The organism is Methylobacterium oxalidis, from assembly GCF_007992195.1.
Classification (GTDB): domain Bacteria; phylum Pseudomonadota; class Alphaproteobacteria; order Rhizobiales; family Beijerinckiaceae; genus Methylobacterium; species Methylobacterium oxalidis.
On sequence record NZ_BJZU01000049.1, the window covers coordinates 34,731 to 49,249 of the forward strand.

Below are 14,519 nucleotides of genomic sequence, written 5' to 3' on the forward strand. Positions count from 1 at the left end.
TAGCAGGTGCGGCCTGTGTTCGCCGCGGTGTCGCGGGAATCCGGTATCAAATGCCCGCGTTTATCGCGGATTCCGTGTCGCGTGTTCTGGCGTGGCCGGAGGCTTGCTCTAAAGGGTTGCGCAAACCACGAGGAAGCAACCGATGTCCGATCTCCGCCTGCGCCGTAGCGTGCTCTACATGCCTGGGTCGAACCCGCGGGCGCTGGAGAAAGCCAAGACGCTGCCGGCCGACTCGCTGATCCTCGACCTCGAGGACGCGGTCGGGCCCGAGGAGAAGGAGCTCGCCCGCGAGCAGGTCTGCGCGGCGGCGCGCAGCCGCGAGTACGGCGACCGCGAGATCATCATCCGGGTGAACGCCCCGCAGACGCCCTGGGGCGAGGCGGACCTGCGCTGCGCCATCGAGGCGCGCCCCGACGCGATTCTGATGCCGAAAGTGTCCTCCCCGGCGGTTCTGGAGAGCATCGCCGACCATCTGGAGGCCCTCGACGCGCCGCCCGAGATCAAGATCTGGGCGATGATCGAGACGCCGGCCGCGATCCTCAACATCCAGAAGATCGCCGCGGCCCGGCGCGACCCGCGTACGCGGCTGACCTGCTTCGTGCTCGGCACGAACGATCTCGCCAAGGACACCTGGGCGCAGCTGGTGCCCGGCCGCGTGCCGATGCTGCCCTGGATCATGTTCACCCTGGCGGCCGCCCGCGCCGAGGGCCTGACCATCCTCGACGGCGTCTGGAACGACATCGGCGACGTCGAGGGCTGCCGCGCCGAGTGCCGGCAGTCGCGCGACCTCGGCTTCGACGGCAAGACCCTGATCCATCCGAACCAGCTCGAGCCCGCCAATACCTCCTTCGCGCCGACCGAGGAGGAGGTGCGCCGCGCCCGCCTCGTGATCGACGCGTTCGACCAGCCCGAGAACGCCAAGCGCGGTGCCATCAAGGTCGAGGGCCGCATGTACGAGCGCCAGCACATCAGCATGGCCAAGCGCGCGGTGGTGTGGTCCGAGGCGATCGCCGCCAGGGGGCACTGACCGCCATCGTCATCCCAGGCGCGCCGGCGGCGGTCCGGGATGACGGTCGAGAGGCTCAGGCCGACCGCGCCAGGTCGGCCGCGTCCCGGCCGACGACGGAGGAGAGGCCGGTGAGGCCCTCCGCCTTCATCCGCTCGACGAGGCCCGCCTTGATCTCGCCCACCAGCGCGGGCCCGGCGTAGACGAGCGCGGAGTAGAGCTGCAGCAGGCTCGCGCCGGCCCGGATCTTGGTCCAGGCCGCCTCCGCGGAATCGATCCCGCCGACCCCGATGAGGGGCACGCGGCGCTCGACGCGCCGGTAGGTCTCGGCGAGCAGCCGCGTCGCCGGGCCGAAGAGCGGGCGTCCGGAGAGGCCGCCGGTCTCCTGCGCGAGGCGCGCCTCGACCAGGCTCTCGGGCCGCGCCACCGTGGTGTTCGAGACGACGAGCGCCTGCACGCCGCGCCGCAATGCCGTCGCGCAGATCGCGTCGAGGCTCGCGAGATCGATGTCGGGGGCGATCTTGAGCAGGATCGCGGTCGCCGGGCACGCCCCATCGCGCGCCTCCACGGCGCGCGCGAGCAATTCGTCGAGGAAGGCCTCGCCCTGGAGGTCGCGCAGGCCCGGCGTGTTGGGCGAGGACACGTTGACGGTGATGAAGGCGACGAGCGGCGCGAGCGCCCGCGTGCAGGCGACGTAGTCGGCGAGCCGATCCGCCGAGTCCTTGTTCGCCCCGATGTTGACCCCGACGATCCCCGTCCGGCCGCGCCGCGCCTCGAGCCGGCGCGCGACGACCGAGAGCCCCTCGCTGTTCAGGCCGAACCGGTTGATGACGGCGCGGTCGGCGGCGAGCCGGAAGACGCGCGGGGCCGGGTTGCCGGGCTGGGCTTTCGGCACCACGCCGCCGACCTCCACGAAGCCGAAGCCGAGTCCGAGCATCGCGTCGGGAACCTCGGCGCCCTTGTCGAAGCCCGCCGCGAGGCCGACCGGATTCGGGAAACGCCGGCCGAGGCAATCGACCGTCAGGCGAGGGTCGTCCGGCGCCGGGCGCCGGGGCGGCATCACGCTCAGCGCCCGCAGGGTGAGATTGTGCGCCGTCTCGGCGTCGAGCCCGTGGAGGACCGGGCGGACCAGGGGAAAGAGCGCGCCGATCACGGGCGGTCCTCCGCCGGGAACGCCTCGGGGAAGACGTGGCGCCCGTCTTCGCCGAGGGGCAGGTCGTGGACGCCACGCACCGCGTCGAGGGACAGGTCGCCGTAGAGATGCGGGAAGAGGTCGCCGCCGCGCGAGGGCTCGTAGCGCAGGGCGGGGCCGAGGGCATCCGCCTCGACCGACACGAGCAGCAGGTCGTCCTGCCCCGCGAAATGGCGCGCGGCCGTCTCGCGCGCCTGCACGGCGGTGGAGAGGTGGATGTACCCGTCCGCGCGGTCGACGGGCGCCCCCGTGAAGCGGCCCGCCGCCTCGGCCGCGCGCCACAGCGTCTTCGGACAGATCTTGTAGATGAGCGTCATCCGGGCCCCGAGACCTCCAGTTCGACCGGCCGTCGATAGTGCCGAGCCCGTACCCGACGCAACCGCCGCATCGGTGGAATCCACGTGTCCCGTGTGCGGTTGATGACATTGCCCGCGACCGATCGCGCGGCCGGCTGGAAACATTCGGAAGCACAATTGCCTTTTCGTTCAGGTAGTTCTACTTTCCTACAACTAGGCCGTGCGTCTTAGCGGTCGACCCAGCCTTGAGCCCGAGATGCTGTCCCACGAGCAGATCTGGACTGCGATCGATCGCTTGGCCGAGCGTCACGGATTCTCGGCCTCCGGCCTCGCGCGGCGGGCTGGTCTCGACGCGACGAGCTTCAACCGCTCGAAGCGGATCGGGCCGGACGGGCGCAAGCGCTGGCCCTCGACCGAATCGATCTCGAAGGTCCTCGTCGCCACGGGCGCGAGCCTCGACGAGTTCCTGCGCCTGATCGAGCCCCGGGAGGGCCCGCCGCGGGCGATGATACCGCTCATCGGCATGACGCAGGCGGGCGCCGGGCGCCTCTTCACCGAGGAAGGCATGCCGACCGGCGGCCCGGGCTGGGAGGAGATCGAGTTTCCCGATCTCGGCGAGGAGCGCGCCTTCGCCCTCGAGGTGCAGGGCGACTCGATGACGCCGCTATACCGGGACGGCGACGTGCTGATCGTCTCGCCCACCGCGGGCCTGCGCAAGGGCGACCGCGTGGTGGTCCGCCTCGGCTCGGGCGAGGTGCTGGCCAAGGAGTTGCGCCGCCGCACCGCCCGCACGATCGAACTCGCCTCGCTGAACCCCGACCACGAGGACCGCACGGTGAATGTCGGCGACATCGCCTGGATGGCCCGCGTGATGTGGGTGCGTCAGTAGGATCCGGGGCGCCGCTCCGCCCTCGACCCGTCGCGCCGTTGCCGCTATCCGTGGGCGAACCGTGGCCTCATGGCCCGTCGAGGCCGACAGCGCGATGCCAGAGCCCGGAACGGACGGAACGAGCGGCGTGGCCGGGATCGAGCCGGGCTGGAAGTCCCTGCTCGACGCGGCCGCCCTTCCGGCCTTCCTGACCGACGCGCGCCGAGACGGCGAGCCGGTGGTCTACGCCAATTCCGCCTTCCTGGCCCTCAGCCGGCGCGCCGAGGACGAGGTCTGCGGCCGTCCCATCGCGAGCCTGTGGCCCGGCGCCGTCCCGGGGGAGGGCGGGAGCGCCGCGGAGTTTTTGGCGCAGGCGGGCGACGGCTCCACCTTCTGGGCGAGCCTGACGCTGGCACCCGTGGCGGGAACCCCTTTCCGGTTGGGGCAGATCGTCGATGTCACCCGGCGCCGCGACTTCGAGGGCGCGCTCGCGCTCTCGCGCCAGCGCGAGGCGCTGGGTCTCCTCACGAACAGCGTCGCGCACGAGTTCAACAACTTCCTGCAGATCCTGATCGGCTACATCGATGGCTTGAAGCGGCGGCTCGGCGACAGGCCCGAGCCGTTCATCCAGCGCGCCGTGACGCGCTCGACGGACGCGGCCGAGCGGGCGGCCGTGCTGACGCGCCAGCTCCTCGCCTTTTCCCGCCGGATCGCGCCGGAGGTGCGCCCGGTCGATCTCGACGCGGTGGTGGCCGAGATCGCCGGCCGCCTGCGCATCTCCCTGCCGGCGAGCATCGCGCTCACGGTCGAGACGACGCCCGACCTGCCGCGGGCGCTCAGCAACCCGACCCAGCTGGAACTCGCTCTCGCTCACATCGTCGCCAACGCCTGCGAGGCGATGCCGCGGGGCGGCACGATCACGATCGCGACCTTCCTCGTGCCTGTGGGCGACCGCACGATCCAGCGCCCTGCCGACGGCGCGGTCGGGGTGTCCGTCAGCGACACCGGCACCGGCATGTCGCAGGAGATGCTGGCCCGCGCCCTCGCGCCCTTCGCCACGAGCCGCGAGGCGGGGCGTGGGGCGGGGCTCGCCATCGTGCACGGGCTGATGAAGCGCCAGAACGGCACCGTCGCCCTCGACAGCCGCCAGGGGGAGGGGACGAGCGTCCGGCTGATCTTCCCGGCCGCCGCGTGAGAAAGTCTTAACCGCCGCGCGATCGGGCGCCGCCCGTCAGATCAATTCGTGCGCGGAACCGGACTAAAACATCGGCTCACGCGTCACCATATCGTCGGTGGCGCTCAAGCCACCACGTTTTCTCTCGCAGAGGCGTATCGATGCTCACCTCCACCACGCGCCGCAAGCGCACCGCGATCCTTCTGGCGCTCGCCGCAGCGCTGACGGTCGCCGCGCCCGTCGTCGAGGCCCGTCCGGGCGGCGGCGGCTCTGTCGGCTCGCGCGGAAGCCGCACCTTCAACGCACCGTCCGCGACCACCACGGCGCCCGGCACGGCCGCGCCGATTCAGCGCTCGCAGACCTCGCCGAGCCCGGGCATGAACAATCCCGGCATGCAGGCCCCGAACCAGGGGCGCCGTTTCGGTGGTGGCTTCTTCGCGGGCCTCCTCGGCGCGGGTCTTCTCGGCGCGCTGATCGGCGGCGGCTTCTTCGGCGGTCTCGGCGGCATCGCCTCGTTCCTCGGCCTGCTCCTGCAGGTCGGCCTCATCGTCGGCCTGATCGTGCTGGCCGTGCGCTTCTTCCGCCGTCGCCAGCAGCCGGCCGGCGCCGGCGCGCCCTACGCCCGTCAGAGCCTCGACAACGGGCCGGACCCGCGTGCTCAGCCCGGCCCGGGCGGCCTCGGCGGCATGATGGGGGGCGGCACGATGGGCGGCGCGCAGCGGCCGGCCCAGCAGCGACCCGTGCAGATCGGCCCGCAGGACTATCAGGTCTTCGAGCGGATCCTCGGTGACGTGCAGGACGCCTATTCCCGCGAGGACATGGTCACCCTGCGCAACATCGCGACGCCGGAGATGGCGGGCTACTTCGAGGAGGAGCTTCGGGCGAACGCGGCGCGCGGCATCGTCAACCGGATCTCGGACGTCAAGCTCCTGCAGGGTGACCTTGCGGAAGCCTGGGGCGAGGGTCAGGCCGAGTACGCCACGGTCGCGATGCGCTACGCGCTGAAGGATGTGAAGCTCGACCGCAACACCAACCGGGTCGTCGGGACCGAGCCGGCAGAGGCGACCGAGATCTGGACCTTCGTGCGCGGCCCCGGCCGCCCCTGGATGCTCTCGGCGATCCAGCAGACCGCCTGATCCTCGGAACGACCGATTCTCAAGGGCCGGCGCCGCTCACGCGGCGCCGGCTTTTCTGTGCGCGTCCCAGGCGTTGGCGAGCGCCACGAAGCCCGCGACCGGCACTTCCTCGGCGCGCGCCGTCTCCGGAATGCCGGCCGCGGCCAGGATCCGGCCCGGCTCGGGCAGGAGCGCCTTGAGGCTCTGGCGCAGCATCTTGCGGCGCTGTCCGAAGGCCGCCCGCGTCACCGCCTCAAGCGCTCCGGCGCGGCAGGGCAGGGGGGCGGTCCGCGGCACGAGGCGGACCACGCTGGACGTCACCTTCGGCGGCGGCACGAAGGCCGAGGGTGCCACGTCGAACAGGATGTCGGCCCGCGTCCGCCAGCCACAGAGCACGCCGAGGCGCCCGTAATCCGCGCGCGCACCCTCGTCGGCCACGATCCGTTCCGCGACCTCGCGCTGGAACATCAGCGTCAGCGAATCCCACCACGGCGGCCACGCCTCGCCCTCGAGCCACCCGGTGAGGAGCGCGGTGCCGACATTGTAGGGAAGGTTCGCCACGATCCGGGCGGGGCCCGGCCCGAGAAGCGGGCGCGGGTCGAATTCGAGCGCGTCGGCGTCCACCACCTCCAGGCGTCCGGGATAGTGCGCCGCGATCTCGGCGAGCGCCGGCAGGGCGCGCGGATCCCGCTCGATCGCGATCACCCGCCCGGCTCCGGCAGCCAGCAGTGCCCGCGTCAGCCCGCCCGGTCCCGGGCCCACCTCCACCACCGTCACGCCGTCGAGGGGCCCGGCCGCCCGCGCGATACGGCCGGTCAGGTTGAGGTCGTAGAGGAAATTCTGGCCGAGCGCCTTCTTCGGCTCCAGGCTGTGCCGGCGCACGACCTCCCGCAGCGGCGGCAGCCCGTCGGAGCTGGTCATAGCTCGTCGGTCGGATCGAAGTGGGTCGGGCGGGGCGGGCGCGGTCGGTCGGCGTAGGCGCTGATCGGGATGATGTCGGCGCTGGCCGGCACCGCGCGCCCGGAAGCGGCGTGCCGGGCCAGGCGCTCGGCGAGCCGCAGGGCGGCGATCAGGCTGTCCGGCCGCGCGATGTTGCGGCCGGCGATGTCGAAAGCCGTGCCGTGATCGGGCGATGTCCGGATGAAAGGCAGGCCGAGCGTCACGTTCACGCCCTCGTCGAAGGCGATCGTCTTGATGGGAATCAGGGCCTGGTCGTGAGTGGGCGCGAGCGCGACGTCGTAGGTCTGCCGGGCACGCGCGTGGAACAGGGTGTCGGCGGGCAGCGGCCCGCGGATGTCGATTCCCTCGGCCCGCAGCCGCTCAACCGCGGGCGCCAGCACGTCCCGATCCTCCGTCCCCATCGTGCCGGCCTCCCCGGCGTGCGGGTTGAGGCCGGCGAGCACGAGGCGGGGCCGCTCCATGCCGAAGCGTCCCCGCAGGTCCGCCGCGACGATCCGGGCCGTGCGTTCCACGAGCTCGGCCGTGAGCAATTCCGGCACCCGTCGCAGCGCGACGTGGATCGTCACCGGCACCACCGCGAGTCCGTCGCTCCAGATCATCATGACGGGAAGCGGCGGCTCGGCGCCGGGCGCGACCGAGAGGGAAGCGAGGAACTCCGTGTGGCCCGGATAGGCGAAGCCGACCTGCGTGAGGACGTACTTGGCGATCGGGTTCGTCACCACGGCGGAGGCGCGGCCGGCCTGCACGAAGGCGACCGCGGCGGTGATCGATTCGAGCGTCGCGCCGGCAAGGGCCGGGTCCGGCTTGCCCGGCTCCGCCGCGATCTCTGCGCCGCTCGGCAGGGGCACCACGGGCAGCGCCCTCGGGAAGACCTCGGCGGCGGTCTCGGGATCGATCTCGGCGACGGGAACGCTCTCGCCGAGACGGTTCGCTGTGCGCTCCAGGAAGGCGGGATCGGCCACGACGAAGAAGGGCGGGACGCCCGGATTGATCGTCCGCAGGCGCCAAGCGGCCAGGGCGAGCTCCGGGCCGATGCCGGCGGGATCGCCGAGCGTGAGCGCGAGGGGAGGTCGGTCCTGATTCATGCGGTCACCGGTGGGGTGCTGGCGTTCGGCGCGAGGGGACAACGCGCCGTCGCGCCGACGAGCCTCCGCGCGGCCGACATCTCGCCCGCAGCGCGGGGACGATCCGTGGCCAGGATGCTCAGCGCGCGGCCGCGATGCCGTCGGCCGTGATCGGCGTGCCGACGGACTGGCGCAGGTCGGCCTCGCCGAGCGTCTTCAGCTCGACGCGCAGCAGCACGGTCTGGTTGCGCTCGCGGACGCCGAGGGCGGTGGCGATCGGCGAGACGATGTAGTTCAGCGAGACCGTGGTGCACTCGTCCTGGTAGCCGCCGCCGAGGCTCATCCCCGACAGGTAGAAGCGGTTGCCGCTCGGCGGAAGCGGCATCGCGCCGATCGGGTTGGCGAGATAGGTGCGCAGGGCGTCGTTGTAGGAGTCGCGCGCGTCGAGATAGTGCGTCAGGTCGAGGAGCGCCGAGCCCGTGAGGAACCAGTTCGGCGTGATGTGATAGGTGGCCGAGGCGGTGATGCCCTCGCGACGGTTGTTGAAGCCGAGCAGCGGCTGCGCCTGATAGTACGAGTAGAAGGCCGAGACCGACAGCGGCAGGAAGGGCGAGAACCGCGCGGTGACGCCGCTCTCGAACCGGTTCACGCCGAAATCGGCCTGGTCGAACCGGGCCCGCGTGATCAGGCTGATGTGCTGGTTCGGCGAGAGCTGGAAACGGCCGACGAAGTCGGAGCGGCGGTTCTCCAGGCCCGATTCGAGGCCGACATTGGCGATGTCGCCGCGGCGGAACGAGTTCACGCCCGCGATCTGCACGGACTCTCCGAACAGGACGTTCGCGTACCAGCCGGCCGGCGTTACCACGGAGTACTGGCCGCCGAGATTGGCGCGCAGGCCCCCCTCCACGCGGTCGTAGCCCGAGAACTTGTCCCACTCGAATAGCGAGGTGTCGTCGAAGACGAGGCTCTGCGCGTCCTCGTTCGGCAGCCGGCCGATGCGGGTCTCGCTCGGCCGCGCGATGACCTGGGCGATCGGCTCCAGGGTATGGACGCCGAGGCGGCCGAAATCCCCGACGAAGGGATAGCGGTAGTCGATGCCGACCGCCGGCATCACGCGGCCCGAGGAGCCCTCGCCGATGTTGGCGATCGTCGGCACGAGCGCGTTCTGGTAGCCGGACAGGCTCGGGTTCACGAAGAAGGCGTCGGTGCGCAGGTACGCGAAGGGGGTGATCACCTGACCCAGCGGATCGATGAAGCTGCGCCGCCAGGAGACCTGCGCCGAGGCGCGGGTGTTCGTGCCGGCGAGGCCCCGGATCAGGCAGGTCGAGCGCGTGAAGGTGCTGCACGTGTCGTAGAGCGGGTAGTTGATGCCGTTGACGCTCGGGCTGAACAGGTAGGCGTTCGAGCGCGGCAGGCCCTGGAAGTCCGTGGCCTCGCGGGTCAGGCTCGTGATGTTGCCCTCGAAGCGCAACTCGCCGCCGACCGGGTCCGGCCCGTTGATGCGCTTCTCGTAGTCGATCACCGGGGCGACGACGGGCTGCTCCTTCTGCCAGTCGAAGCTCGACAGGACCTTGAAGTAGTAGCCCCGCGCCTCGAACCAGGAGCGGTCGCCCTGGCCGTTGAGGTAGGCCGTCGAGACCGCCTCGCGGAAGTAGTCGGTGACGAGCGCTTGGTTGCGGATGCGGTAATTGTCGAGGAACCACTTGTCGGTGACGCCGACGACGTCCCAGCCCGTGGTCCAGCGGTCGTTGATGTAGAAGCGGCCCTTGCTCTCGATCGAGCCGCGGAAGTCGCGGTCGCCCGCGCCGAGGGGGCCGGGCAGGAAGGCGCTCGGCGTCGTCTGGAAGATGCCGCTGACCCGCGCGCTGTAGGCGCCGGTCTCCAGCCGGTGGCGGAACTCCGCCTGGCCGAGCACGCCCTGCCGGCTGAGGAAGGCCGGCGTGACGGTGAGGTCGTAGTTCGGCGCGAGGTTCAGGAAGAACGGCGTCGCGACGCCGGTTCCGATCGCCGTCGAGGTCAGGAAGCGCGGCGTCAGGAAGCCGGTCTTGCGCTTCACGCTCGGGTCGGGCGCCTCGAAATAGGGCAGGTAGGCGACCGGGATGCCCGCCAGCTCCAGGCGCGAATCCTCGAAGTAGACCGTGTGGGTCTCGTTGTTGTGGATGATCTTCGCCGCGCGCACCTGCCAGAGCGGCGGCTTCTCCGGGTTGTCCTTGCACGGCTCGCAGGCCGTGTAGGTGCCGTACTCGAAGCTCGTCTGCTCGCCGGCGATGCGCTCGGCGCGGGGCGCCGAGAAACGCGTGCGCACCACCTCGCCGCGCTGCTCCACGGTCTGCTGCACGCGCAGCGAGTCGATGAAGCCGTTCTTGAAGTCGTCCGTCAGCTCCATCCGGTCGCCGGTGACGACGGCGCCGTCCCGGTCTGTCAGGCGGACGTTGCCCTCGGCGATGACCCGGCTGGCGCCGCGATCGTAGCGGACGCTGTCGGCCTGGAGCGTGCGGGGGCCGTAGTGCAGCTCGGCGTTGCCCCGGGCTGTGACCGTGTTGCGGTCGTTGTCGTAGATGAGCTCGTCCGCCTCGACGAGGAGCTTGTCGGCGGGCTGGCCGGCCCTGGCTTTCGGGGCAGACGCGCCGGCCTTCTGGGCAGCCGCCTGCGTCGCGGTCGCCAGCGGTGCGGCGGCCGTCAGCAGCGCCAGCAAGCCGGCGGCCTTCGCGATGTCGGCGACCCTACGCAACGCGCGTCCCAACTCCTGCCACGGTCGACCTCGCCACCCGTCCGAGGCCGGAGCCTCAGCCGTCCTCCTGGTACAGAAGCGTGAGCGTACCGAGAAGACTCCCTACCACGGCCGGGAACCACGCCGCCACTGGCGCCGCCACGATCCCCGAGGCGCCGAGCCCTTCCATGACCTGACGGGCGACGTAGAGGGCGAAGCCCGCCGCGACGCCCCAGAGCACGAGCTTGCCGACACCACCAAAGCGGAAGAACCGTAAGGAAACGGTTGCCGCCACGAGGACCATGGCGACGAAGAGCATCGGCCTGGCCAGGAGCACATCATACTGGAGTCGGTACCGGGTCGCATCCAACCCGGCCCGCTCCGTCCGTGCGATGGTCTCGGGTAGTTGCCAGAATGGCACGGAATCCGGGGGCGTGAAGCGCTGGCGCACCTGCCCCGGATCGAGCGGCGAGGCGATGAGGTAGCTGCCGAACGACTCGGGCGGCGCGCCCGGGGCGAGGAGGCGCGCCTCGCTCAACTCCCAGTAGCCGTCGTGCAGGGTCGCTCGGGCGGCCTCGATCTGCGAGACGAAGGAGCCGGCCTCGTCGAAGGTGAAGACCGAGACGCCGGCCAGCGTCGTCGTCCCCTCGATGGCGGTCTCGGCCCGCAGGATCGCCTGCCCGTCCAGGCTCCGCTGGCGGATCCACAGGTCCTTGCCCGAGCTCGCCTTGGTGGAGCGGGCGAAGATCTTCGCCTCGATCTCGGTGGAGCGCTGCTTCAGCATGGCCGAGACCGGGTTGTAGACGCCGACCGTGAGGGCGCCGATGGCGAGCGCCACGAACACCCCCGGCTGCAGGAACTGCCACGCGGAGATGCCCGCCGCCCGCGCGACCACGAGCTCGAGCTTGCGCGAGAGCTGCAGCAGGGTCGCGATGGAGCCGAACAGCACGGCGAAGGGCAGCACGCCCTCGGCCACGGCCGGCGTGCGGAAGAGGGAGAGCTGCGCCATCAGCCCCGGCGAGGCGCCCTCGGAATCGCCCGCCCGTCGCAGGAGCTCCACGAAATCCAGGGTGTAGACGAGCGCGAAGACGGTGATGAACACGCCGAGCACCGTGCGCACGAAGCGCATGGCGAAGTAGCGTCCGAGGGTCCCGCCGATCAGCATGGCGCGGCCTCAGCTCGCCGCGAGCCGCGGCGCGCGGGGGCGCAGGCGCCGGATCCGGTCGCCGAGGCGGGTGCCGAGCGCGCGCACGGCCGGGCCGTGGAAGATCACCAGCGCGGACAGGCCGATGGCGAGGAGCGGCACGGCGTAGATCGCCACCACGGCCCCGGCGCTGCGCGCGGCCGCGCTCGTCGCCGCGAAGCCCGCGATGCGCAGCACCGTCACGGCGACGATCGCGCCCGCTATGGCGAGGCCCCGGCCCTGGCGCGTGGTGCGCGGGTCTCCGAGGGCCGCGAAGGCGATGAAGGTGAGGGCGATCGGGTAGAGCCAGGCGGAGAGGCGGTCGTGCAGCTCGGCCCGGAAGCGGCCCTTCTGCGCCAGGTAGTAGCGCTCCGTGCGGTCGGGGAAGAGGAGCTGCGTCGTCGAGCGCTCGCGCGGCTTGTAGACGATCTCGGCGTCCGGCGGCGCGAAGGCGGCGAGATCGATCGTATAGCGCTCGAAGGTCAGGATCGAGGAGGCGCGCGAGTCCTTGAGCTGCTGGTGCACGCTGCCCTTCTCCAGCGCGAGGTAGCTCTGGCCGTCGAGCTCGATCGCCTGCCCCCTTTCCGCGAGGTAGACCTTGGTCTTCCCGGCCTCGCGTTTGTCCTGGATGAACAGGCCGAGCAGGGCGCCGCCCTGGCCGCGCTCGCGGAAGTGGAAGGTGATGCCGTTGTCGAGGCTGGTGAACTGGCCCTCCTTGACGACGTTCGCGATGAGGTCGCCGCGCACCCGCGTCACCACGTCCCGCAATTCCTGGAAGCTCGAGGGCATCACCTGGATCGTCAGGAAGGCGGTCAGGAACGAGATCGCGAAGGCCAGCGTCAGGAAGGGGCGCAGGATGGCGCGCGGCTTCATGCCCGCCGCCGACATCACGATGAGCTCGGAATCGCCGTTGAGCTTGTTGAGCGCGTAGATCACCGCGATGAACAGGGCCATCGGCGAGATCACGGCGATCAGGGTCGGCAGCGAGAGGCCGGTGACGAGCAGGAAGATGAGGAGCGTCTGTCCCTTGGCCGTGATCAGGTCGAGCTCGCGCAGCGCCTGCGTGACCCAGATCGTGCCGGTGAGGCCGATCAGGCAGGCGAGGAAGGCGGAGAGCGCGATCCGGAAAATGTAGCGCTCGATCTGCGTCATGGCGTCTTCATGGGGGTCTCGACGGGCCTTCCGCCCCTCGACGCTCGCGCGACCGTGATCGCTCTGCACGGCCGGCGAGCACGTCGCGTCCGCCTGCCGCTTCGCCCGGCTCGCCCCCGCGCCGACCGACCCCGCTCAAGGCTCCCGAAAAGGGGCCGTTTCAGGGCGCGCGACCCGCGAAACGCGCCCCGCCGTCGCGTTGCGTTCTGCGGCTCAGCGGCTACACAGGCAGTCGGACAGCGGGTCGGGCGCCCCGGTCGGCGCCAGAGACACCATCGGCTCACGGAAAGCAACGACATGGCGGACGCTATCACCATCACCTTCGGCCCGCTCGGTTCCGCCGGTCGCGGCGATCTGGTGGTGTTCGTCGGCGACGACCTGGCCCTGGGCGGCGCGGCGCGCGACGTTCTGGGCAGCGGCGGCGCCGACCTCGTGGCCCGCGCGGCCTCGGTCGAGAAGTTCAAGGGCCGCTCGCTCTCCGCTCTCGTGCTGCCGGCCCCGGCCGGCATCGAGGCGGACCGCCTCGTGGTGGTCGGCCTCGGCTCCGACAAGGATCGCGCGAAGATCGACTGGCCGGTGCTCGGCGGCTTCACGGCCGGCAAGGTCTCCGGCCGCACCGCGCGGGTGGTGCTCGGGGCCAACGGCGCGCCCGTCACTGCCGAGAACGCCGCGGAGTTCGCCCTCGGCGCGCGCCTGCGCAGCTACAGGTTCGACCGCTACAAGACCAAGAAGAAGCCGGATTCCGACGAGAACGGCGGCACCACGCTCCACCTGCTCCTGTCCGAGCACGAGGCCGCCGCGCAGGCCGCCAAGGCGGCGGAGGCGGTGGCCGAGGGCGTGGTCATCGCCCGCGACCTCATCAACGAGCCGCCGAACGTCCTCTATCCGGAGGAGTTCGCGCGCCGCGCCTCCGAGCTGACGAAGCTCGGCGTCGAGGTCGAGGTGCTGGAGCCCGCCCGCATGCGCGAGCTCGGCATGGGCGCCCTGCTCGCCGTCGCTCAAGGGTCGGTGCGCGAGCCCCGCGTCGTCGTCATGCGCTGGAACGGCGCCGACTCCGCCGAGACGCCGGTGGCGCTCATCGGCAAGGGCGTGGTCTTCGATTCGGGCGGCGTCTCGATCAAGTCCGCGGGCGGTATGGAGGACATGAAGGGCGACATGGGCGGCGCCGCCGCCGTCGTCGGCACCCTCCACGCGCTGGCGAGCCGCAAGGCGAAGGTGAACGTCGTCGGCGCCATCGGCATCGTCGAGAACATGCCGGACGGCGGCTCCTACCGCCCCTCCGACATCGTCACTTCCATGTCGGGCCAGACCATCGAGGTCATCAACACGGACGCGGAGGGCCGCCTCGTGCTCGCCGACGTGATCTGGCACGTCCAGAGCGCCTACAAGCCGAGGTTCATCATCGACCTCGCCACGCTGACGGGCGCGATCATCGTGGCCCTCGGGCAGGACATCGCCGGCCTGTTCTCGAACGACGACGACCTCGCCGCGCGCATCACCGCGGCCGGCGAAGCGACGGGCGAGAAGGTCTGGCGGATGCCGCTGGCCCCCTCCTTCGACAAGGCGATCGACTCGAAGTTCGCGGACATGAAGAACACCGGCGGTCGCCACGGCGGGGCGGCGACGGCGGCCTCCTTCATCAAGCGCTTCGTGAACGACGTGCCCTGGGCGCATCTCGACATCGCGGGCGTGGGCATGTCCTCGAACGCCACCGAGATCAACCGGAGCTGGGGCGCGGGCTGGGGCGTGCGCCTCCTCGACCGGCTGATGCGCGAGCACTACGAGACGAAGTAGGGCGC

Annotated in this window: 12 protein-coding genes; 5 read left to right on the plus strand and 7 right to left on the minus strand. The window is 71.3% G+C overall.

The features are described from left to right. The first annotated feature begins 142 nt into the window (after nucleotides 1–142). Nucleotides 143–1,027: an HpcH/HpaI aldolase/citrate lyase family protein gene (locus MOX02_RS13005; RefSeq protein WP_147026218.1), complete on the plus strand. Its 885-nt coding sequence runs from the start codon at nucleotides 143–145 to the stop codon at nucleotides 1,025–1,027. A 55-nt stretch (nucleotides 1,028–1,082) separates the two neighbouring features. Here the strand turns inward: MOX02_RS13005 and MOX02_RS13010 are convergent, their stop codons facing one another. Together MOX02_RS13010 and MOX02_RS13015 are read right to left on the minus strand one after the other, a co-directional pair. Beyond that, entirely contained in the window at nucleotides 1,083–2,159 is a 1,077-nt protein-coding gene (locus tag MOX02_RS13010) for a quinone-dependent dihydroorotate dehydrogenase (RefSeq protein ID WP_147026219.1), read from the minus strand. After that, the gene (locus MOX02_RS13015) at nucleotides 2,156–2,515 is read right to left on the minus strand and encodes a DUF952 domain-containing protein (RefSeq protein ID WP_147026220.1); all 360 of its coding nucleotides are present in this window, start codon (nucleotides 2,513–2,515) and stop codon (nucleotides 2,156–2,158) included. Before MOX02_RS13015 ends, MOX02_RS13010 begins: the two co-directional genes overlap by 4 nt. A gap of 235 nt (nucleotides 2,516–2,750) precedes the next feature. Between MOX02_RS13015 and MOX02_RS13020 the strand changes: the two genes are divergently transcribed. The 3 genes from MOX02_RS13020 (at nucleotide 2,751) to MOX02_RS13030 (ending at nucleotide 5,672) form a co-directional block, all read left to right on the plus strand. Further along, a complete protein-coding gene (locus MOX02_RS13020; RefSeq protein WP_147026221.1) occupies nucleotides 2,751–3,383 on the plus strand; it encodes a S24 family peptidase in 633 nt (210 codons plus the stop codon). A 94-nt stretch (nucleotides 3,384–3,477) separates the two neighbouring features. Then, nucleotides 3,478–4,557, plus strand: a complete 1,080-nt coding sequence (locus MOX02_RS13025; RefSeq protein ID WP_147026222.1) for an ATP-binding protein — start codon at nucleotides 3,478–3,480, stop codon at nucleotides 4,555–4,557. A gap of 140 nt (nucleotides 4,558–4,697) precedes the next feature. After that, a complete protein-coding gene (locus tag MOX02_RS13030; protein WP_147026223.1) occupies nucleotides 4,698–5,672 on the plus strand; it encodes a Tim44 domain-containing protein in 975 nt (324 codons plus the stop codon). A 36-nt stretch (nucleotides 5,673–5,708) separates the two neighbouring features. Here the strand turns inward: MOX02_RS13030 and rsmA are convergent, their stop codons facing one another. From rsmA to lptF, 5 genes are all read right to left on the minus strand, one after another. Continuing rightward, on the minus strand, nucleotides 5,709–6,572 hold the full coding sequence (rsmA, locus tag MOX02_RS13035; RefSeq protein ID WP_147026224.1) for a 16S rRNA (adenine(1518)-N(6)/adenine(1519)-N(6))-dimethyltransferase RsmA: 864 nt from the start codon (nucleotides 6,570–6,572) through the stop codon (nucleotides 5,709–5,711). Further along, entirely contained in the window at nucleotides 6,569–7,696 is a 1,128-nt protein-coding gene (gene pdxA / locus MOX02_RS13040) for a 4-hydroxythreonine-4-phosphate dehydrogenase PdxA (protein ID WP_147026225.1), read from the minus strand. The genes rsmA and pdxA overlap by 4 nt, the downstream gene beginning before the upstream one ends. 118 nt (nucleotides 7,697–7,814) lie before the next feature. Next, complete coding sequence (locus tag MOX02_RS13045) at nucleotides 7,815–10,406, minus strand: LPS-assembly protein LptD (protein ID WP_147026226.1); 2,592 nt, start codon at nucleotides 10,404–10,406, stop codon at nucleotides 7,815–7,817. A gap of 55 nt (nucleotides 10,407–10,461) precedes the next feature. Then, nucleotides 10,462–11,550 carry an LPS export ABC transporter permease LptG gene (gene lptG / locus MOX02_RS13050; protein ID WP_147026227.1) on the minus strand — a complete coding sequence of 363 codons (1,089 nt, stop codon included), beginning with the start codon at nucleotides 11,548–11,550 and terminating at the stop codon, nucleotides 10,462–10,464. 9 nt (nucleotides 11,551–11,559) lie between these two features. Beyond that, nucleotides 11,560–12,720, minus strand: a complete 1,161-nt coding sequence (gene lptF / locus MOX02_RS13055; RefSeq protein WP_147026228.1) for an LPS export ABC transporter permease LptF — start codon at nucleotides 12,718–12,720, stop codon at nucleotides 11,560–11,562. 297 nt (nucleotides 12,721–13,017) lie between these two features. Between lptF and MOX02_RS13060 the strand changes: the two genes are divergently transcribed. Further along, nucleotides 13,018–14,514, plus strand: a complete 1,497-nt coding sequence (locus MOX02_RS13060; protein WP_147026229.1) for a leucyl aminopeptidase — start codon at nucleotides 13,018–13,020, stop codon at nucleotides 14,512–14,514. Nucleotides 14,515–14,519 lie beyond the last annotated feature (5 nt).